At 65.9% G+C, this 18,916-nt stretch carries 22 protein-coding genes; 3 read left to right on the plus strand and 19 right to left on the minus strand.

Annotated elements, in window-relative coordinates; all coding sequences use genetic code 11:
- Window positions 1-67: 67 nt before the first annotated feature.
- The 3 genes from PF66_RS05525 to PF66_RS05530 all read left to right on the plus strand — a co-directional run bounded on the left by PF66_RS05525 (window position 68) and on the right by PF66_RS05530 (window position 1,641).
- Window positions 68-967, plus strand: a complete 900-nt coding sequence (locus PF66_RS05525; protein ID WP_054060918.1) for a LysR family transcriptional regulator — start codon at window positions 68-70, stop codon at window positions 965-967.
- A gap of 84 nt (window positions 968-1,051) precedes the next feature.
- Window positions 1,052-1,357: a type II toxin-antitoxin system RelE/ParE family toxin gene (locus PF66_RS31825; protein WP_081009793.1), complete on the plus strand. Its 306-nt coding sequence runs from the start codon at window positions 1,052-1,054 to the stop codon at window positions 1,355-1,357.
- Window positions 1,354-1,641 carry an addiction module antidote protein gene (locus tag PF66_RS05530; RefSeq protein WP_054060919.1) on the plus strand — a complete coding sequence of 96 codons (288 nt, stop codon included), beginning with the start codon at window positions 1,354-1,356 and terminating at the stop codon, window positions 1,639-1,641. Before PF66_RS31825 ends, PF66_RS05530 begins: the two co-directional genes overlap by 4 nt.
- 108 nt (window positions 1,642-1,749) lie before the next feature.
- On the opposite strand, the gene PF66_RS05535 is transcribed toward PF66_RS05530, so the two are convergent.
- Genes PF66_RS05535 through PF66_RS05625 form a run of 19 tightly spaced genes read right to left on the minus strand, consistent with a single transcriptional unit; the run spans window position 1,750 to window position 18,915 of the window.
- Window positions 1,750-2,196 carry a hypothetical protein gene (locus tag PF66_RS05535; protein WP_054060920.1) on the minus strand — a complete coding sequence of 149 codons (447 nt, stop codon included), beginning with the start codon at window positions 2,194-2,196 and terminating at the stop codon, window positions 1,750-1,752.
- A 39-nt stretch (window positions 2,197-2,235) separates the two neighbouring features.
- A complete protein-coding gene (locus PF66_RS05540) occupies window positions 2,236-2,676 on the minus strand; it encodes a hypothetical protein (protein WP_054060921.1) in 441 nt (146 codons plus the stop codon).
- Window positions 2,677-2,700: 24 nt separating this feature from the next.
- Window positions 2,701-3,927 (minus strand): beta-ketoacyl-ACP synthase, encoded by a 1,227-nt coding sequence (locus tag PF66_RS05545; RefSeq protein ID WP_017903710.1) that lies wholly within the window; start codon window positions 3,925-3,927, stop codon window positions 2,701-2,703.
- A complete protein-coding gene (gene fabG / locus PF66_RS05550; RefSeq protein ID WP_054062089.1) occupies window positions 3,927-4,655 on the minus strand; it encodes a 3-oxoacyl-ACP reductase FabG in 729 nt (242 codons plus the stop codon). The genes PF66_RS05545 and fabG overlap by 1 nt, the downstream gene beginning before the upstream one ends.
- Window positions 4,648-5,112, minus strand: a complete 465-nt coding sequence (locus tag PF66_RS05555; protein ID WP_054060923.1) for a hotdog family protein — start codon at window positions 5,110-5,112, stop codon at window positions 4,648-4,650. The genes fabG and PF66_RS05555 overlap by 8 nt, the downstream gene beginning before the upstream one ends.
- Window positions 5,109-6,305: a beta-ketoacyl-[acyl-carrier-protein] synthase family protein gene (locus tag PF66_RS05560; protein ID WP_054062090.1), complete on the minus strand. Its 1,197-nt coding sequence runs from the start codon at window positions 6,303-6,305 to the stop codon at window positions 5,109-5,111. Before PF66_RS05560 ends, PF66_RS05555 begins: the two co-directional genes overlap by 4 nt.
- Window positions 6,302-6,784 (minus strand): DUF3261 domain-containing protein, encoded by a 483-nt coding sequence (locus PF66_RS05565; protein WP_054062091.1) that lies wholly within the window; start codon window positions 6,782-6,784, stop codon window positions 6,302-6,304. The genes PF66_RS05560 and PF66_RS05565 overlap by 4 nt, the downstream gene beginning before the upstream one ends.
- A complete protein-coding gene (locus PF66_RS05570; RefSeq protein ID WP_054062092.1) occupies window positions 6,781-7,515 on the minus strand; it encodes a class I SAM-dependent methyltransferase in 735 nt (244 codons plus the stop codon). The genes PF66_RS05565 and PF66_RS05570 overlap by 4 nt, the downstream gene beginning before the upstream one ends.
- The gene (locus PF66_RS05575) at window positions 7,512-8,753 is read right to left on the minus strand and encodes an NAD(P)/FAD-dependent oxidoreductase (protein WP_054060927.1); all 1,242 of its coding nucleotides are present in this window, start codon (window positions 8,751-8,753) and stop codon (window positions 7,512-7,514) included. Before PF66_RS05575 ends, PF66_RS05570 begins: the two co-directional genes overlap by 4 nt.
- A complete protein-coding gene (locus tag PF66_RS05580) occupies window positions 8,750-9,907 on the minus strand; it encodes a hypothetical protein (RefSeq protein WP_054062093.1) in 1,158 nt (385 codons plus the stop codon). The genes PF66_RS05575 and PF66_RS05580 overlap by 4 nt, the downstream gene beginning before the upstream one ends.
- Window positions 9,901-12,243 (minus strand): MMPL family transporter, encoded by a 2,343-nt coding sequence (locus tag PF66_RS05585; protein WP_054062094.1) that lies wholly within the window; start codon window positions 12,241-12,243, stop codon window positions 9,901-9,903. The genes PF66_RS05580 and PF66_RS05585 overlap by 7 nt, the downstream gene beginning before the upstream one ends.
- Window positions 12,227-12,850, minus strand: a complete 624-nt coding sequence (locus tag PF66_RS05590) for an outer membrane lipoprotein carrier protein LolA (RefSeq protein WP_054060930.1) — start codon at window positions 12,848-12,850, stop codon at window positions 12,227-12,229. The genes PF66_RS05585 and PF66_RS05590 overlap by 17 nt, the downstream gene beginning before the upstream one ends.
- Window positions 12,847-13,272 carry an acyl-CoA thioesterase gene (locus PF66_RS05595; RefSeq protein ID WP_054060931.1) on the minus strand — a complete coding sequence of 142 codons (426 nt, stop codon included), beginning with the start codon at window positions 13,270-13,272 and terminating at the stop codon, window positions 12,847-12,849. Before PF66_RS05595 ends, PF66_RS05590 begins: the two co-directional genes overlap by 4 nt.
- A complete protein-coding gene (locus tag PF66_RS05600; protein ID WP_054062095.1) occupies window positions 13,265-14,809 on the minus strand; it encodes an HAL/PAL/TAL family ammonia-lyase in 1,545 nt (514 codons plus the stop codon). Before PF66_RS05600 ends, PF66_RS05595 begins: the two co-directional genes overlap by 8 nt.
- Window positions 14,790-15,728: a glycosyl transferase gene (locus PF66_RS05605; protein WP_054062096.1), complete on the minus strand. Its 939-nt coding sequence runs from the start codon at window positions 15,726-15,728 to the stop codon at window positions 14,790-14,792. The genes PF66_RS05600 and PF66_RS05605 overlap by 20 nt, the downstream gene beginning before the upstream one ends.
- On the minus strand, window positions 15,725-16,459 hold the full coding sequence (locus PF66_RS05610; protein ID WP_054062097.1) for a glycosyltransferase family 2 protein: 735 nt from the start codon (window positions 16,457-16,459) through the stop codon (window positions 15,725-15,727). Before PF66_RS05610 ends, PF66_RS05605 begins: the two co-directional genes overlap by 4 nt.
- The gene (locus tag PF66_RS05615) at window positions 16,452-18,122 is read right to left on the minus strand and encodes an AMP-binding protein (RefSeq protein ID WP_054062098.1); all 1,671 of its coding nucleotides are present in this window, start codon (window positions 18,120-18,122) and stop codon (window positions 16,452-16,454) included. Before PF66_RS05615 ends, PF66_RS05610 begins: the two co-directional genes overlap by 8 nt.
- Window positions 18,119-18,664: a hypothetical protein gene (locus tag PF66_RS05620; protein WP_054060672.1), complete on the minus strand. Its 546-nt coding sequence runs from the start codon at window positions 18,662-18,664 to the stop codon at window positions 18,119-18,121. Before PF66_RS05620 ends, PF66_RS05615 begins: the two co-directional genes overlap by 4 nt.
- Window positions 18,661-18,915, minus strand: a complete 255-nt coding sequence (locus PF66_RS05625) for an acyl carrier protein (protein WP_054060673.1) — start codon at window positions 18,913-18,915, stop codon at window positions 18,661-18,663. Before PF66_RS05625 ends, PF66_RS05620 begins: the two co-directional genes overlap by 4 nt.
- Window position 18,916: the final 1 nt, after the last annotated feature.

Here is an 18,916-nt window from a genome sequence, read left to right on the forward strand (position 1 = left end):
GGCTAAATATTCTTTCCAATATATTGTTCGACCTGTTTGATAGGTTTAACGACTTAATGAGGTGCCCATGGAATTGCGTCATCTGCGCTACTTCATCGCCGTCGCCGAAGAGCTGCATTTCGGTCGCGCCGCAGAGCTGCTGGGGATCTCCCAGCCGCCGCTGAGCCAGCAGATCCAGGCGCTGGAGCAGGAGCTGGGGGCGCGTTTGTTCGAGCGGACCAACCGTCGGGTCGAACTCAGCGAGGCGGGTCGGCTGTTTCTGGAGGAGGCCCGATTGGTGCTGGCGCAGGTCGACAAGGCGGCGGATGTGGCCCGGCGTGCCCAACTGGGCGAGTTGGGTGAACTGAAGATCGGTTTCACCTCGTCGGCTCCCTTCAACTCGACGATTCCCCAGGTGATCTTCTCGTTTCGCCAAGCCTACCCGGCGGTACACCTGAACCTGCAGGAAATGAGCAGCAAGAGGGTCGCCGACGCGCTGATGGACGAGTCGATCGAGGTCGGCCTGATGCGTCCACTGGCGTTGCCCGATGCCCTACATGTGGTCGAGTTGATGCGCGAGCCGCTGGTGGCGGTGCTCAGCGCCAAGCACCCGCTGGCCAATGGCAGCGAGGCGGGTCTGCACCTGTCGGAGCTGGCGCAGGAGCCTTTCGTGTTTTTCCCGCGCAGCTATGGCAGCGGTCTGTACGCGCAATTGATGACCCTGGCGCGGCAGGCCGGCTTCAGCCCGCACTTCGCCCAGGAGGCGGGCGAGGCGATGACCATCATCGGGCTGGTGGCGGCGGGTCTTGGGGTTTCGGTGTTGCCGGCGTCCTACCAGCGCATCCGCATCGATGGCGTGGTCTACCGGCGCCTGCTCGACCCGGACGCGATCTCCTCGGTGTGGCTGGTGCAGCGCAAGGACCAGAAGTCGCCGATGGCCAAGGCGTTTGTCGAGTTGCTGACGCAGCGGGCAACAGAGAGGGTTTGATTCTGCTGGGTTCAGTAGAGATTTCAGACGGGGAGCGCTTATTTGGCTGATCTTTCTGGTGTAGCCTTTGGGCCACACTAGGCCATGATGGAAATTATTCGAAGTGCGGCGTTTTCCGAATGGCTCAGCATGTTGCCTGACAGTCGTGCACGGGTTCGCATACAGGTTCGTATCGATCGTATGGCCGACGGCAACTTTGGTGACGTGAAGTCAGTGGGTAAGGGACTGAATGAGGTCCGAGTCGATTATGGGCCAGGTTATCGGGTGTATTTCACTTATCAGGGTCATCATTTGGTGATCCTTCTTTGTGGCGGAGATAAAAGCAGCCAGCGCCGCGACATCAAGCAAGCTTCGCTGATTGCCAAGGCCTGGAGAGAGTCGGGAACATGACTGAGCAATTCGCAAAATGGGATTCAGCCGAGTACCTCAAGACTGCAGAGGACATGGCCAATTATCTGGATGCCTGTATGGAGGAGGCCGGTGACGATCCTGCTTTCATAGCCAAGGCCTTGGGGACGCTCGCCAGGGCGCGTGGCATGACGCATGTGGCGCGTGAGTCGGGGCTTTCTCGTGAAAGCTTGTATCGCGCCTTGTCCGGTGAGGGTAACCCGGAGTTTGGCACCATCCTGAAAGTGGTCAGGGCCTTGGGACTCAAGCTTCACGCTTCCACCTGAGTGTGTCGAGTGGCGTGAATGCCCTGGCGCTGGCATTGGCCTGCTGGCGGTGGTGTCGTGATCGACACCACCCACCGGTTGTTACCAACTGACAGCCTTCACTGCCGGTTACTGCACCTTCGACAGGTCACCCTTGAGCGCTACGCCACCGATGAATGCGCCTGCATGGCACTCGTAGGTGGTCGGGCTCCTGGTTTCGTTACGCTTGTAGTAGCTGACGATATTGGTCACCGCGTTCGCCCCGGCTTTTTTCGCTGCGTCGTGCAGGGTGATCAGTGCCGACTGCAGGGCCCAGGCGCAGGCTTCCTCGTCGCTCTTGTTGAAGGCGTTGGTCTTCTTGTTGGTGACCGCGCCCGGGCTGACTACCGTGACCTTGCCCTTGGGCGTGTTGCCCGCCAGGTAGAACTTGACGCTGCCATCGATCTTGCCGGTGCTGACCGCTTCGGCCACCACCTTGTCGAATGGCAGGTTCAGCGTAGTGTCGCGCGCCTGGCTCAGGCCTGGCAGGCAGCACAACAGCAGCGCGGCAGCGGCGGCCCAGGTTTTTGTCTTCATGGTCAACTCCTTGTTTTGCGATGCACGGAAAAAACGTGGTTACTGGCTGATCGGCTGCGCCTCGCCGACACCGATGGCGCGAGCGGTGCTCTGGGCATCGTGGTCGCGCAGCTCACGCAGGATGCCCTTGTCCAGCAGGCGCACCCAGCGGATGTAGTTCTTGTGGATCTTGCCATCCTTGTAGTCCATGCCGCTGCTGTCGCGGTAGGCGATGTTGTAGCCGCTGGCGCTGTAGTTGATGTCGATCTCGACGTGGAATTTCTCGCGCACGGTGATCTCGGCCTGGATCTGCGACGGGTTGACCCGCTGCACGCTCCACTTGCGCTTGACCAGGGTGGTGAGGATCGCCTGTTTCATCTGCTCCTGGCTGGTCTGGATCTCGGGCGTGACGGTGCGGGTCGGGGTGATGATCTTCTTGCTGGTGCAACCGGCGGTCACCAGCAGGGCCAGGGCGATCAGTACAACGCGAAACAGGGACATTCCATTTCTCCAGTGGGGTAAGAATCAGGACCAGCGACGGAACACCAGCGAGGTGTTCACGCCGCCGAAGGCGAAGTTGTTGTTCATCACGTACTCGTTGCTCATCTGCCGGAACTCGCCGCGCAGGTAGTCCAGCTCGGCGCATTGCGGGTCGACCTGGTCGAGGTTGAGGGTGTGCACGTAGCTGTCGCGGTTCATCATCTCGATGCTGAACCAGGACTCCAGCGCGCCACAGGCGCCGAGGGTGTGGCCGAGGAAGCTCTTTTGCGAACTGATGGGCATGCGGCTGCCGAACAGGCTCTGGGTCGCCAGCGTCTCGGCGATATCGCCCTGTTCGGTGGCGGTGCCGTGGCCGTTCACATAGCCGATGGCCTCCGGGGCGAGCCCGGCGTCCTCCAGCGCCAGTTCCATGGCCCGGCGCATGGTGGCCTGTTCCGGACGGGTCGCGTGCTGGCCGTCGGCATTGCTGCCGAAACCGACGATTTCCGCATGGATATGCGCGCCGCGCGCCAGGGCATGTTCCAACTCCTCGAGCACCAGCATGCCGCCCCCCTCGCCGATCACCAGGCCGTCGCGGCCGCTGTCGTAGGGACGTGGGCTGGTGTGCGGGGCATCGTTCTTCAGGCTGGTGGCGTAGAGCGCATCGAACACCATGGCTTCGGTGGCGCACAGTTCTTCCGCGCCGCCGGCGAGCATCATCGGCAGGCGACCGAACTTGATCGCCTCATAGGCATAGCCGATGCCCTGGCTGCCGCTGGTGCAGGCGCTGGAGGTGGGGATCAGGCGGCCTGTGAGGCCGAAGAAGATGCTGATGTTGGCTGCGGTGGTGTGGGGCATCATGCGCACGTAGGAGTTGGCGTTGAGTCCCTCGGCCACCGAGTTGATCAGCATCATGCCGAAGGCCTTGATCTCGTCGGTGCTGCCGGTGGACGAACCGCAGGCCACGCCCATGCGCCCATCGCGAATGATTTCGTTGCCGAGCAGGCCGGCGTCGGCCAGGGCCATTTCGGCGGCACCGACGGCGAAGCGCGAGACCCGGCCCATGCTGCGCAACTGCTTGCGGGTCCAGTGGGACGGCACCGCGTAGTCATCCACCGGTCCGGCCAGGCGCGTATTGAGTTCGCTGAAGCGGTTCCATTCGTCCATGCGCCGGATACCGCTGCGGCCGGCGCGGAAGTTGGCCTCGATACTGGCCCAGTCGCTGCCCAGCGAGGTGATGCCGGCCATGCCGGTGACGACGACGCGTTTCATCAGCACAGGCCTCCGTTGACGGCCAGAACCTGCCGGGTGATATAGGCAGCTTCCGCGGACATGAGGAAGTTCACCGCACCGGCGACTTCTTCCGGGGTGCCCATGCGCTGCGCGGGGATCATCTTCAGCAGTTCTTCGACCGGGACATTTTCATCGAGCATGGCGGTGTCGATCAGCCCCGGGGCCACGCAGTTGACGGTGATCCTGCGCTTGCCCAACTCGATCGCCAGGGCTTTGGCCGCGCCGATCAGGCCGGCTTTCGAGGCGCTGTAGTTGACTTGGCCACGGTTGCCGATCAGCCCGGAGACCGAGGTGATGCAGACCACCCGACCCGGCGCGCGGCGGCGGATCATCGGCATCATCAGCGGGTGCAGCACATTATAGAAACCGTCGAGGTTGGTGCGCAGCACCTGGTCCCAGTCATCGTCCGAGAGGGCCGGGAAGGCGCCGTCGCGGGTCAGGCCGGCGTTGAGCACCACGCCATAGTAGGCACCGTGGGCCTCGACGTCGGCTTCGAGAATCGCCCGGCAGGTTTCCCGCTCGGACACGTCGAACTGCAGCACCCGGGCGTTGCGGCCCAGGGCCTGGATTTCGGCCTGCACGGCGTCCGCCTCGGCGCGACCGCTGCGGCAATGCAGCACCAGGTCATAACCGGCCTGGGCCAGGCGCAGGGCGATAGCACGGCCGATGCCACGGCTGGAGCCGGTAACCAGAATGGATTCAGTCATGGCTGGATTCCTGTGATTCGTTGAGATAGTCGGTGGCCTGGGGCGGACGGAACACGTTCAGGCGCGCCGAGGCCTGGATGGCCGGACCACTGAGGTGGCATTCGAATACTCCCATGCCGTTGTCGTCCTCCAGGGAGCGCTGGGCATGGATGGTCAGTTCGCTGCCCTGGGGGAACTGTTCGACGTTGCATTCGAACTTGCGGGTACCGAGCAGGAACCCCAGTTCCACCGGACGACCCTCGCTGCGGGCACGGCAGCCGGCATAGGCGGCCACGCTCTGGGCCATCAGTTCGATGCCGACCCAGGCCGGCAGGCTGCCGTCCTCCCGGTTGAACAGGCCACCGGGGCGCACGGTGAGACGGGTGTGAATCTGCTCTTCATCGAAGGCCAGGACCTGATCGATGAGGATCATGTCTGCGGCGTGGGGCAGCAATTCGGCGAGCGGCCAATCGATCATGGGGCGTCTCCGATAATCAGGCTGACGTTGTTGCCGCCGAAGGCAAACGAGTTGCTCATCAGCCGGCGTGGGGTCGTGGGGTCGAGCCGGTCCTGTGGGCCGGCCCAGTGCAGCGCCGGCAACGCCGGGTCGGGCTGGCCGTCCCAGATGTGCGGCGGCAGGGCACCCTGCGGGTTCTCGGCGCTCAGGCTCAGCCAGCAGAACGCCGCCTCCAGCGCCCCGGCGGCACCGAGGGTGTGGCCGGTCATGGGCTTGGTCGAGGAGCAGGGCAGCTTGCCGGGGAAAAGGCCGGCCACCGCCAGGCTTTCCATGGCATCGTTGTGCTGGGTCGCGGTGCCGTGCAGGTTCAGGTAGGCGATCTCCTGCGGTTGCAGGCCGGCCTGGCGCAGCGCCTTGCTCATGGCTTGCCTGGCACCCTTGCCGGCCGGCTCCGGTGCGGAAATGTGGTAGGCGTCGCAACTGGCGCCGGCACCGAGCAGGGCGATCGAATGCGTCTCGCTGGCCTGGCGGGTCATCAGGAACAGCACGGCGGCTTCGCCGATATTGATGCCGTTGCGGTTCACCGAGAACGGGTTGCAGCGTCGCTCCGACACCGCCTCCAGTGCACTGAAACCGTTGAGGGTCAGTTTGCACAGGCTGTCGACACCGCCGCACAGCACGGCGTCGCACAGGCCCAGGTCGAGCAGGCGCTGGGCACTCATCAGGGCGCGGGCGCTGGAGGTGCAGGCGGTGGAGATCACATAGGCCGGGCCGTCCAGTTGCAGCCAGTCGGCGAGGAAACTGGCCGGGGCACCGAGTTCCTGTTGCCGGTAGTCGTAGTCGGCAGGGAACTGCTGGTCACGCAGATAGCTGGCGATACCGCGGCTGGCTTCGTCGATGCCGGAGGTGCTGGTGCCCAGGACGATGCCGATGCGCTCGCGGCCATAGGTGGCGATGGCCTGCCGGATCGGCTCGGCGATCTGCAGGGTGGCCTCCATCAGCAACTGGTTGTTGCGGCTGTGCTGGTCGCTCAGTTCACTGGGCAAGGCCACCAGTTCGCCGCGCACGGCCGCGACCGGCAAGGCGCGTTCCGGGACCCAGCCGGTTTCGGCGCGAACCCCTGCGCAGTCGCCGGCGAACAGGTTGCGTGCGACTTCCTGCTTGTCGCGGCCCAGGGCGCAGATCAGGCCGAGGGCATTCAGGTAGGCGGTCATGGCGCGCTCTCGTTCAACGGGCTGATGCTGTAGTGCAGACCTTGCGGCAGGTCGAGACGGAAGAACAACGGCTGGCGATAACTGACCCGCCACTGCTCGCCCAGTGCCCGCTGCCCGGCCTGCTGGCGGGCCGTCGGATAATTGTCCGCCAGCTCGGCCTGCGGCGTCAGTGCGAACAGCAGTGCGGCGAACAGTTCGCGGGCCTGCGGGTTGGGTGGCAGCAGGCCGTCGGCGTGCCAGTCACCGTCTTGCAGGAGCTGGCGCGCCAGGGGGATACCCAGCGGGTCCATCAGCGACCAGCGCAGGCCACCGGCCTCGCGCTGGATCACCAGCAGCCAGTCCTGGCGCAGGCCGTCCTGCTGGCGCTCGACCAGCAGTTGCAGCGGCAGGGCCAGGGTCGGTGTGTGTGTGGGCAGCGGCAGGCGGCTGGCGCAGGCGCCCAGCAGCAGGAAGCAGCCCAGCAACAGTGCACGTATCATTCGTCACGACCTGCCAGGGGTTTGCGGGCAACCACGTTGACCAGGGTTTCCTCGCGCTGGCCGAAGGGCGGCGGGCTCTTCAGGCGCAGGCGTTCGAGCAGGCCGAAGTCCTTGGCCCGGCTCCACCACAGGTAGGGGTACGAGACGTTCTGCTCGGCGAACTCGAAGCCCTGGTCGCGAATCATGTCCAGGTACTGCGCGGCGCTTTTCTGCACATGCATCGGATGGCGGAACAGCCAGCGGATCACCCAGGTGTCGATGTAGGCCTCGGTGGACTCGGCGAACAGCAGGTAGCCGCCCGGCTTGAGCACCCGATGGAACTCGGCCAGGGCCCGGTCCTGCTGGACCAGGTGGTGGAAGGTCTGGTGGCAGAACAGGATATCGACGCTCTCGGAGGCCACGTCCAGGGTCGCACAGTCGCTGCCGATCAGTTCGATATCGATAGTGCGCCGCCGGGCTTCCTCGGCGGCCAGTTGCAGGCTGTGCGGGTCGGCATCGAGGCCGATCAGCCGTTGCGGGGCGAACACCTGCTGCAGGTACTGGAAGGACTTGCCCTGGCCGCAGCCGGCATCGAGCAGCACCGGGTTTTTCGGCAGCTCCTCGCTGAACAGCCGTCGCAGGTCGTTGATCGCCACGCGCAGCACATGGTGCTGCCAGGTGTGGCTGCGCAGGAACCAGAAGCCGAAACGGGTTTCCTCGACGTAGGTGTCGCTCAGGTACTGATTGCTCATGCCGGGGTGCTCGCACAGATTTCCGAGAGCATCCGCAGCCGGCGCTTGGGCTCACTGACAAAGGGGTTGCGCTCGTCCCAGGCATAGCCGGCGAGGATCGAGCTGATCATGGCGCGGATCTCCTCCGAGCTGCCGGGATGGTAGATGACATCCTGGAAGGTCCCGGCGTACCAGCCTTCGACGTAGCAACGGAACGTGTCGACCCCGCGTTTCAGCGGCTCGGCGAACTGGCTCTGCCAGTCGACGCTTTCGCCCTGCAACTGCCGATGCAGCAGGCCGGCGGCCATGCTGGCCGAGCGCATGGCGATGGTCACGCCGGAGGAGAACACCGGGTCGAGGAACTCCGCCGCGTTGCCCAGCAGCGCGTAGCCCGGGCCGTGCAGGCTCTTGACGTTGGCCGAGTAGCCGCCGATGGCCCGTGCCGGGGTGTCCCACTCGGCGTTCTGCAGTACGCGCTGCAGGCTCGGCGTCTCGGCGACGAAACCTTTCAGGCAGGCATCCAGGTCGTCGTCGCGGCCGGCGAAGTGGCTGGCATCGGCCACCACGCCGAGGGAGCAGCGGCCGTTGCTGAACGGGATGGTCCAGAACCAGATGTCGCGCTTTTCCGGGTGGGTGGTGATGAGGATCTTCTCCCGCTCGAAGCCGGGATGGTCGATGCGGTCCTCGATGTGGGTGAACACTGCCTGGCGCACCGGAAAGCCCGAGGGTGCCTCCAGGTCCAGCAGGCGCGGCAGCACGCGTCCGTAGCCGCTGGCATCGAGAACGAAACGGGCTTCGAGCCGATATTCGCTGCCGTCTTCGCGACGGACCTGCAACTGTGGCTGCGGCCGCTCGAAATCGGCCCCGACGATTTCCTCGCCATAGCGGATTTCCACGCCCTGCAGGGCGGCCTGATCCGCCAGCAGCTTGTCGAAGTCGGCCCGCTGCACCTGGAAGGTGGTCGGCTTGCCGTTGCTGAAGGTCTTGCCGAAGTCGAAGGCGCTGTAGCGCTCGCCCCAGGCGAAGGCCGCGCCGTTCTTCAGCTGGAAGCCGGCGGCATTGACGGCGTCGAGCATCCCGGCTTCCTCGACGAAGTCCAGGCAGTGGGACAGCAGGCTCTCGCCAATGGAAAAACGCGGGAAGTGCTGGCGCTCGACGATCAGTACATCGTGACCATTGCGCTTGAGCAGGGCGGCGGCAATCGCACCGGAGGGGCCGGCGCCGATCACCAGCACCTCACGGCGTTCCATTTCAGTCATTGGCACACGGGCTCCTTGCCGGTCTCGGCGCTATTCAAGGGAATTCGGTTCAGGCCCGCCAACGCCGGCAGCAGGGTGGCGAGCAGGCCCATCAGCATAAGCGCGAAGTACAGCGCCGGGCTGATCAGTTGTTGTTGCAGGAGCAGGTTGAGGAAAACGATCTCGCTCAAGCCGCGAATGTTGAGCAGCAGGCTTTCCTTCCAGCGGCTGGCACCGGGAAAGGAACTGCCGGCCCAGCCCAGGCCCAGCCAGTTGCCCAGCAGCTTGCTGGCGACCGGGACCACCAGCAGCGCGACGAACTGCACCAGGCTCAGGCTGCCCAGGGCGCTGTGCACGTTGATCTGCACGATGCCGAAGGTGAGGATCAGCGGAATCGCCAGGCCGGTGTGCAGGCGCTCCATCCACGTGGCCTTCAGCGGCGGTACCAGCGGCACCCTGAGCCAGGCCATGCAGAACAGGTAGCCGATGCCGAGGATCAGCGCGTTGAGCTTGAAGTGCTCGGCCAGCACCAGCAGCGCGAAGAAGCCCAGGCTGTGGACCAGCGGCTGGCGAATCCGGCAGCCGTACAGGAGCAGTGGCAACAGGGCCCCGCCCAGCGGCAGCAACAGGCTGCCCAGGTGCAGGCTGCCCTGGGCCAGGCCGAACAGGGTCCAGCAGGCCAGGTCGATCAGGATCGCGGCCTGCACCAGGCGCCGGGTGGCGCCGGGCGGGTAGCCGATGTGCTTGAGATAGAGGTACAGCACCGGGATCGCGGTGATGGCGAACACCAGGCCGATCGCCAGGGTATTGAGCCAGTGCTGTTCCGGCAGCAGCCAGACGGCGCAGGCCAGCCCGCAGGCGAATGGTACGCCGAAGCTCGGCAGGGCGATCTTCAGGCTGTCGCGGTCCATCTTCAGTTCGATCACATCGCCGAGGATGCTCCCCAGCACCAGTGCGAAGGCGCAACCGTAGACGATCCTGAGCCAGTCGGGAGCGACCAGCGCGGCGCCGCTCAACTGCCAGTGCGGCTCGATCCAGAACAGCATCAGCAGCGGCAGGCCGAATGTCGCCAGCAGCAACTGGCTGACGATCGGCACCAGGCCGAACCGGCGGCCGATGCGGGTCGCCACGGCGAATGCGGCCAGCGCCATGCCCCAGAACAGCAGGATCAACATGATGCGCTTTCCTTGTCCGTGGTCGCATGATACTGCTGCCCGGCCCAGGGGGCGAGCAGGAAGCTGAAGGCCAGGCCGAGGCTGACCGACAGGCCGAAGTTGCTCACCGCCGGCGTACTGGAAATCGCCAGCAGGCCGAACGACAGCCAGGTGGTCAGCGCCGCCAGCAGGGTGCCCAGCAGGCTGACCGCCGCACCGCCGATCCGTTCGCGCATGAGGATGGCGTAATCGACGCTGATGGCCGTGACCAGCAGCAGGCCGAACAGGCTGAACAGGGTCAGCGGTTGCCCCAGCCAGCCAAGGCTGGCCAGGCTGCACAGCGCCGCCAGCAGCGGCAGGGCGACGATACGCAACGCGCCGCCGAGGCCGAACGGCAGGATCAGCAACAGCACGATCAGCACGCAGGAAGCCAGTTTCAGTTCCGCCGCGCTGATCTGCGTGGCGGCGAACACCTTGTTCAGGTCGCCGAGGCGATCCACCAGTTGCACGCCTGGCAGGTCCATCGCCTGGATGCGCAGCAGCTCGGCGTTGTTCAGGCCCTGCAGGCTGACCATGCCGGCCACGCCGTCGGCGTAGGGGCCGAGCCAGAGCACCCGCCAGGGTTCGCCAAGGGGGCCGGCGAGGGCACTGTCGATATCCTCGACCGGCAGGGCCTGGAGTTCGGCCAGCTCCTTCTGAAGGGCCGCCAGCGGGACGCCGAGGTCGAGCAGCGGCTGCCAGTACCGTGGCAGTTGCTGGAGCGAATCACGCAGGCGCTGTTGCTCGCTGGGCAGGCTGACCAGTTGGTTCAGCGACAGGTAGCCCTGCAGCTTGTCCAGGCTCACCAGTTGCCCGAGGCGCTTGGCCAGGGCCGTCTGGCGCTCCAGCAACTGCTGCTGGTCGGCGGCGCGGACGAGGAAGAACTGGCTGGTCGGCTGGTAGCCGGTGATCCGTGCAATGGCCTGGGCCTCGGCCTGCAATTGGGGTGGTGCGCCGACCCACTGGCGGATGTCGTTTTTCGTGCCCAGTTGCCACAGGCCGGCGGCACAGAACAACATCAGCAGGCCCAGCAGCACGGGGCTGCCGAGTTTCTGCAAGAGCTTCTCGCGCAGCGCCAGCAGCGCCTCGCAGACCTTGAGCGGCCACTGGGCCGGGCGCAGGTCGGCACCCTTGAGCAATGCCGGCAGCAGGCACACCGCGGTCAGGTAGGCGCCGAGCAGGCCGGCGGCGGAGAACACCGCGATCTGGGTCAGCGCCGGGAAGGGGGTCCAGGCCAGGGCCAGGTAGCCGATGCAACTGGTCACCAGGCTCAGGCTCAGGCCACAGAGGGTCATGCGCAGGGCCGGCCAGCTGTGCCAGGGCTTGAGGCTCCAGCTCTTGGACAGGTAGTGCAGCGGATAATCCACCGCGACGCCGATCAGGCTGGAACCCAGCACCAGGGTCATCACGTGCATGCGGCCGAAGAAGGCCACGCAGGCCACGGCACCGAACAGCATGCCCACCAGCACTGGCACGAACGCCAGCAGCACGCGCCAGCGGCGGAACGCCAGCAGCAACAGCAGCAGGATGCCCAGCGTGGCGCCGCCGCCGACCCAGGTGATTTCCCGGGTCGCCTGCTGCTGGCCACTGGCGGCGTACAGCAGGCCGCTGGCGGCCAGCAATTGCACATCGTTCTGGCTCGCCTGCTCGCGGCTCTGCTTGAGCAGTTCGGCCACTTGCAACGGCAGCTTCATGTCGAAGGCGTTGCCGGTGGTCCGGGCCCGCAGCAGCACCCAGCTCTTGCCATCGGCATCGGCGACCAGGGCACCGCTGCCGATGTCCAGCTGCACCGCGCCACGCTGTGGCTGGCTGTTCTGGATGCGCCCGGTCAAGCCGAGCCAGTCGTTCTCGCTTGGCACCAGGCTGAAGCCGGCGAACGGATCGAACAGGGTTTGCACCCGCTGCTGGATGAACGCCGCCGGGTCATCGATCAACTGCCGGCGGTCTTTCGCCGAGAGCATCGCCAGGCGGCCCCGTAGCAGTTGCTCGCGCAGGGCCGGCAGGTCGGCCTGCAGATCCCACTGAACCTTTTCGAACAGGCCGCTGGCTTGCCAGCGCTCACCCAACTGGCGGGCCATGGCGATGGCTTGCTGGCGATCGGCGTGGCCGACCAGCACCAGCATTTCCCGGTTCAGCGGTTCCTGCATGCGCTGTTCGGCCTTGAGCTCCAGCGCATCGGGCGAGGAGCCCGGCACCAGTTCCATCAGGTTCGCCGACAGCGGTGCACTGTGCCGCCACTGCCAGCCGGCGAGGGCGAGCACGGCCAGCAGCAGGATCAGAAACAGGCGCGGCAGCAGGCGTTCACTCGGCAAAGTCATGCTGCTCCGCTTCGCTCAGGGGTTGGCTCGCAGTGCTGTCCTGCATGCGCAGGACGGTGCTGTCGCCCTGTGTTTCCAGCAGTTCGATACGTTGCACCAGGGCGCCGCCATCGATATTGATGCGGGTGAAGATCTGCTTGAGCAGCACCGAGCGTGGCGTCAGGGTCAGCTTCCAGTCGTTCGCCTGGCCTTGCAGTTGCAGTTCGAAGTCGCGCTGCAGGCCGCTGCTGTCACCTTGCAGCACGGCCATGAACAGGCGGTTCTGCTCGGCCCCGGCGCTCTTGTTCGGGACCATCTGCCAGCCGCTGGCGTCGCGTCTCGCGATGCCCTTGGCGGTGATGCGGTAGTCCTGTTGCAGCGGGGTCTTGAGCAGCCACAGCAGGCCATGGTCCCTGGCGAGGACGAAGGTGCCCTTGCTGGTCAGCGGCTGCGGCAGGGCGCGCAGGTGTTTTTCCTGAGTGAAGCTGCCGTGGATCACCGAGGGCTTGGCCAACTGCTCGCTCAACTGTTGCAGGTCGAAGGCCGCGGCCTTTGCGCAAAGCACCAGGCACAACAACAGCAGCCAGCCTCGCACGCTCCCGCAGGGCAGGTACTTCAGGATATTCATGCAAGCACCTTTTCGACCGCGTCGACGAAGACCCTGGGTGAAGCCAGCTGCATTTCGCGGCTCTCGATGTGTACCGCGACCTGCACCGTGCTGGCACGGGTCAGGCGCTCGCCGCTGGCGAGGTCGGTGATCAGGTAGTTCACCTTCAGGCGGTTCTCCCATTCCACCAGGTCGGCCCGCACGTTGATCTTCTGGCCGAACACCGCGCCGCGCACGTAGCGCAGTTGCAGGTCGATCACCGGCCAGGCGTAGCCGGACTCGCGCATCTGCACGTAGTTGTGGCCGATATGGTCCAGCAGCGCGCAGCGGGCGACTTCCAGGTACTTCACGTAGTGGCCGTGCCAGACCACGTGCATGGTATCGACGTCGAAGAACGGCACGAGGATCTCCGTATCGACGTGCAGCACGCCACGACTACGCATGCAGCCTCCAGTGTTGTTCGCCGATGCGTTGCAGGCACAGGCGCAGTTCGCTTTCCAGGGCGCGATCCTCGATCAGTGGCGGGAAGTCCCGGGCCAGTTCTTCGTGCATGGCGGCCAGTGCCGGCGGCAGTGGGCGGGCCTCGGCTTCCCGGCTGCGCAGCCAGACACCCTGGTTGGCGGCCAGCAGGGTGGCGGCGGCGACCTGCTCGGTCAGCTCCAGCACGCGGATTGCGTCGCGGGCGGCGATGGTACCCATGCTGACCTTATCCTGGTTGTGGCATTCGGTTGAACGGGAAAACACGCTCGCCGGCAGGGTGTTTTTCAGCGCCTCGGCGGTCCAGGCGCTGGCACCGATCTGCACGGCCTTGAAGCCGTGGTTGAGCATGGCACGCTCGCTGCCGGAGCCGGACAGGTTGCTCGGCAGGCCGTGGTTGTAGCGCACGTCCACCAGCAGGGCGAGCTGGCGGTCCAGCAGGTCGGCGACGTTGGCCACCAGGTTCTTCAGGCTGTCCATGGCGAAGGCGATGTGCCCACCGTAGAAGTGTCCACCATGCAGGACGCGCTCTTGCTCGGCGTCGATGATCGGGTTGTCGTTGGCGCTGTTCAGTTCGGTCTCGATGAAGCCGCGCAGCCAGCCCAGGCTGTCGGCCAGCACGCCGAGCACATGCGGTGCGCAGCGCAGCGAGTAGCGGTCCTGCAGGCGATGCAGCGGCGCGGTCGGCGCGTCGATCGCCAGGTCCTGGCGCAGCCAGGTGGCGACCTGCATCTGCCCCGGATGCGGCTTGGCGGCGAACAGGCGCTCGTCGAAGTGCTCCGGGTTGCCCTGCAGCGCGACGACGTTCAGCGCGGTGATGCGGGTCGCCAGGCGCAACAGGTAGTCGGCGCGGGCGAACGCCAGGCAGGCCAGACCGGTCATCACCGCGGTGCCGTTCATCAGTGCCAGGGCTTCCTTGGGCCGCAGGACCAGCGGGTCCCAGCCCAGTTCGCGATGCACGTCGCTGGCCAGGCGGCGCTCGCCACGCAACAGTACTTCGCGCTCGCCGGACAAGGTCGCGGCCACATAGGACAGTGGCGTCAGGTCACCGCTGGCGCCCACCGAACCTTCCTCGGGAATCAGCGGCAGGATGTCCTGGTCGAGAAACGCCTGCAGGCGCTCCAGCAGCTCCACCCGTACCCCGGAAACCCCGTGGCACAGCGACTGCAGGCGGGCGGCGAGCACGGCGCGGGTGGCCTGCGGATCAAGCAGCTTGCCCAGGCCACAGCCGTGGAAGGTGTAGAGATGACGCGGCAGCGCCTCGACGTGCTGCAGCGGCACCGCGACCACGCAGGAGTCGCCGTAGCCGGTGGTGACGCCATAGATCACGCCTTCCTTGTCCAGCAGCGAGTCAAGGAACTGCGCGCCCTTGGCGATGCGCTGGCGGTAGGCCGGGTCGTTTTGCAGTTGCGTCGGCACCTGACGGTTGGCCAGTGCCAGCACGTCTTCGATGCGCAGCGGGAGTTCGCCGAAGGTTACCGGCTCAAGCGGGTGCGTTGTCATCGGTCTTCCAGAAGGGGTAGAAATTGAACCATTGTTGGGGCGCTTGCAGGCAGTACTGGCCCAGGCGCTCGGCATAGCGGGCGGTCCATTGGGCGATGACCTGCTCGCGGTCGCCACGCTTCCATTGCACGGCTTCGGCGAAGGGTTCGAGGGTGATGTGGTAGCGGCCCCCAAGCTTCAGGCAGAACAGCAGGTTGACCGGGCATTTCAGCAGGCCGGCCAGCAGCCAGGGCCCCTGGGGGAAAGCCGCCGGGTGACCGAGGAAGTCCACCCGCACATTGCGCCCGCCGTGCAGGGGGACGCGGTCACCGGCAATCGCCAGCCACTCGCCACGGTCCAGGCGCTGGCTCAGTTGCAGCATGATCGCCGGGTCCAGCTCGCTGACCTGGATCAGCCGCAGGTTGGTGGCGCCGGCCTCGCCCAGCAGGCGATTGAAACGCTCGGCGTGCTTGGTGTGTACCAGCACGTTCATGGTGACCTTTTCGCCCAGTTCTGCCAGGGCACGGCAGACTTCCAGGTTGCCCAGGTGGGCACCGACCAGCATCTGCCCACGCTCGCCGCGCAGTTGGTCGCGCAGCCGGGCCGGGTCGATGATCTCGATCTGCTCGATGCTCAGCTTGCCGTTCCACACGTCGAGCTTGTCCAGCAGCGCATCGGCGAAGGCCATGAACTGGCGGAAGACCTTCATCCGGGTCGGCAGCAGGACGCTCCGGCCGCTCCACGCCGCCAGGCGCTGCTGGTATTGCCAGGCGCTATGCCGGGCACTGCGGCCGAACAGGAAGAAGTACAGGACGATGCCGTGCAGCACCGGGCTGAGCAGCCGGCGGCCGAGCACCCGGACGCCGAAGGCGGTGAGCTTCATCAGCCAGAAGCTGCCGCGCTCCTGGTGGTCGGCCCAGTGTTTCTGCGTATCGCTCATGCCCGCCACCGTTGCCAGAGGATGCTCGGCAGGCGCAGCAGCATGCCGAAGAACAGCCGCGTGTGCATGCCGGAAATCAGCGCGTTGTCATGGAACAGGCGGAAGTGCGACAGGCCGTCCTGCGGGTAGTGGACCCGGGTCGGCAACCAGCGCATCGGCTGGTTGCGCCAGGCCAGGCGCACGAGGATTTCCGGGTCGAAGTCCATGCGCTTGCCGATCCGCGCGCTGTCGATCAGGGCCAGCACCGGTGGCAGCGGGTAGACCCGGAAGCCGCACATGGAGTCGGGAATCTGCAGCGACAGGCTATTGATCCATACCCAGACGTGGGTCAGGTAGCGGGCATAGAGACGGCCCTTGGGTACGCTTTCGTCGTACTGCGGATAGCCGCAGATCAGCGCTTCGGGATGGCTGCGGGACGTGTCGAGAAAGGTCGCGACATCCTGCAGGTCATGCTGACCGTCGGCGTCCACCTGCAGGGCATGGCTGAAGCCGCGCCGCGAAGCCTCGCGCAGGCCGGCCATCACCGCGCCGCCCTTGCCCTGGTTGATCGGCAGCTTGACCAGGAAGGTGTTCTCGCCCTCGGCCAGACGCTCCAGCACCGCGGCGCAGGCCGGGCTGCTGGCATCGTCCACCAGCACGCAGGGCAGGCCGGCGGCCAGCAGGGCCGCGACCACCGCCGGCACGGCCGTCTCGTGGTTGTACACCGGAATCACCGCACACGGCTTATGCATGCGCCGTCTCCAGCACGATGCGCCCGCTGGAGCAGGCTGCCTCGCCGTTGCGGAAGGCGAAGTAGAGCTTGCCGCGTGCCTGGTCGAAGCGCAGGCTCAGCTCGATCTGGTCGCCCGGGCGTACCAGTTGCTGGAACTTCAGCACTTCCATGCCGGCGAATTTCGCTGGCAGCTCAAGCCGTTCGCGACTCAGTTCCAGGGCCCAGTCCACCTGGACCACGCCGGGCAGTACCGGCGTAACCGGGAAGTGCCCGCTGAAGTAGGCCAGGTCCGGCGGAACGGCCAGTTGCAGCAGCCATTCGCCGTCGGTTTCGCTTTGCCCGAGCACTTCCGGCGATTTGGGCCGTGGCGCCTGCAACAGGGCCTGGACCTCGGCCTGCGGCAGCTTGCCCTGGGCGTTGAGCGGCATCTGCCGCAGCAACCGCCAGCGCCGTGGCAGTGCCAGGGCTTCACAGTGCTTGAGCAGGTGTTGGCGCAGGGCCTCGGTCAAGGCGCGCCGGCCCTGGTTGCGTAGGGTGTGCAGGCCCTTGGCGGAGAGCACCAGCAGGGCGCCGAGATAGGCGCGATTTTCCTGCACCACCCCCAGCCGCGCCTCGGCGACCCAGGGGTGTTCGAGCAGGGCCTGTTCGAGCATTGGCAGGGAGATGCGTTTTTCTTCCAGCTTGACGATGCGGTCGAGCCGGCCGAGCAGTTCGAAGCGGCCATCGGCCTCGAAGCGTGCCGCGTCCGCGGTCTGTTCGACATGACCAACCGGCAGGTACGGCGAGGCGACCTGCAAGGCGCCATCGGCATCCTGGCTGAGGCGGACATCGGCGAACGGGCGCCACAGTCGATCGCCCTGGCGCCAGGCGATGCCGCCGGTTTCCGAACTGCCGAGGATTTCCGTCGGCCATTGCCCCAGGCGTTGCCGCAGGCTGTCGGCAGCCTCTTGCGGCAGTGCGCCGCCCGAAGAGAACACTCGGCGCACCGCGCTCAGCGCCGGCCAGTCGAGGTTGTCGCCCATGCGCTTGAGCAGCGCCGGGCTGGCAACCCAGGCGAACTGCGGGTGCTCGCGGCTGCTGCGTTGCAGGTCCTCGGGGAACGCCAGTTGCCGGCGCACGAAGGTGCGGCCGGCGCACAGTGGCCAGAGTACGCGGAACAGCAGGCCGTAAATGTGCTGGGCCGCGACGCTGCCGATGATGCAGGCCTGGCCGAGCTCGGCACCCCACAACTGCTCCAGGGCCAGCACTTCGTTGGCCAAATGGCGCAGGCTCTTTTCGATGAGCTTGGGCTCGCCGCTGGAGCCGGAGGTGCACAGGCTCAGGCGGCACAGGTCGAGATCCAGCGCCGCCGACTCCAGTGGCTGGGCCTGCAGGTAGGCGAGGTCGGTGCTATCGATCAGCCACAGGTCGACCTGGGTTGCCCAGCGTTGGCGGGTCTGGTCCTGCAGGTCAGGCAACAGCAGCACGGCCACGCCGGCGCGCCAGGCACCGAACAGGGCGACAGCCAGTTCCCCGGCATCTTCCAGGTGCAGCGCCAGGCGTTGCACGTTCCGTTCGCGCAAGCCGGCGGCCAGGCGCAGGGCACGTTGGCTGAACTGGGCGTGGTCCAGCGGCGGATCGATTGTCACGGCACGTCCGGCGTGCATCCCGAGCAACAACTGCTCAAGGTTTATCCAATTCATGCGCGGCCTCTTACGCGTTGTCGTATCAGCCATTCAATGGCAAACAGCAGACCCATCAGGCCATAGGCGATCAGGCCGTTGTACAACGTCCACCAGCTCAGCGGTGCCCAGAGGGTCAGGGCGGCGGCGAGCAGGCCGTTACAGAGAAAGAACAGGCTCCAGACCTGGGTTACCCGGCGGGTATAGCGGATTGCCACTTCCGGCAGTTCCGGCTCGCTCAGGCGCGCCAGGCGTTCGGCCACCGGTGGGCCGAACTTCAGGCTCAGGCCGAACAGGCCGAGCATGAAGCCGCTGATCAGCACCGGGTACCAGCGCAGCAGCGACGGGCTGTTCAACAGTCCCAGCAAACCGCAGAAGGCGATGGCGCACAGCGCCATCCACAAGCCGCCGGGTTTGCGTTCGCCGGTCAGGGCACGGGCCAGCCACAGGCTGCCGAGCAACAGCCCGAACTGCCAGGGGGCGAAATGTTCCATGCCGAAATACACCGCGAAGGGGTACAGCAGGCCCGCCAGCAGCAGGCCCAGGCCGATCAGTCGGCTCATGCGGCCGGCTGGACCAGCCGGAATACCGCCTCGACCACATCGTTGACGGTGCGCACCGCCTTGAATTCCTCGGCGGCGATCTTCTTGCCGGTCTGGCGCTTGATGTGATCGATCAGGTCCACGGCGTCGATGCTGTCGATTTCCAGGTCCTGGTACAGGTTGCTGTCCAGGGTGACGCGCTCGGGTTCGAGTTCGAACAGTTCGACCAGGGCATCGCGCAGGGTATTGAAGATGTCTTCACGGGTTTGCATG

This window comes from Pseudomonas asplenii, assembly GCF_001293465.1.
Taxonomy (GTDB): domain Bacteria; phylum Pseudomonadota; class Gammaproteobacteria; order Pseudomonadales; family Pseudomonadaceae; genus Aquipseudomonas; species Aquipseudomonas fuscovaginae_B.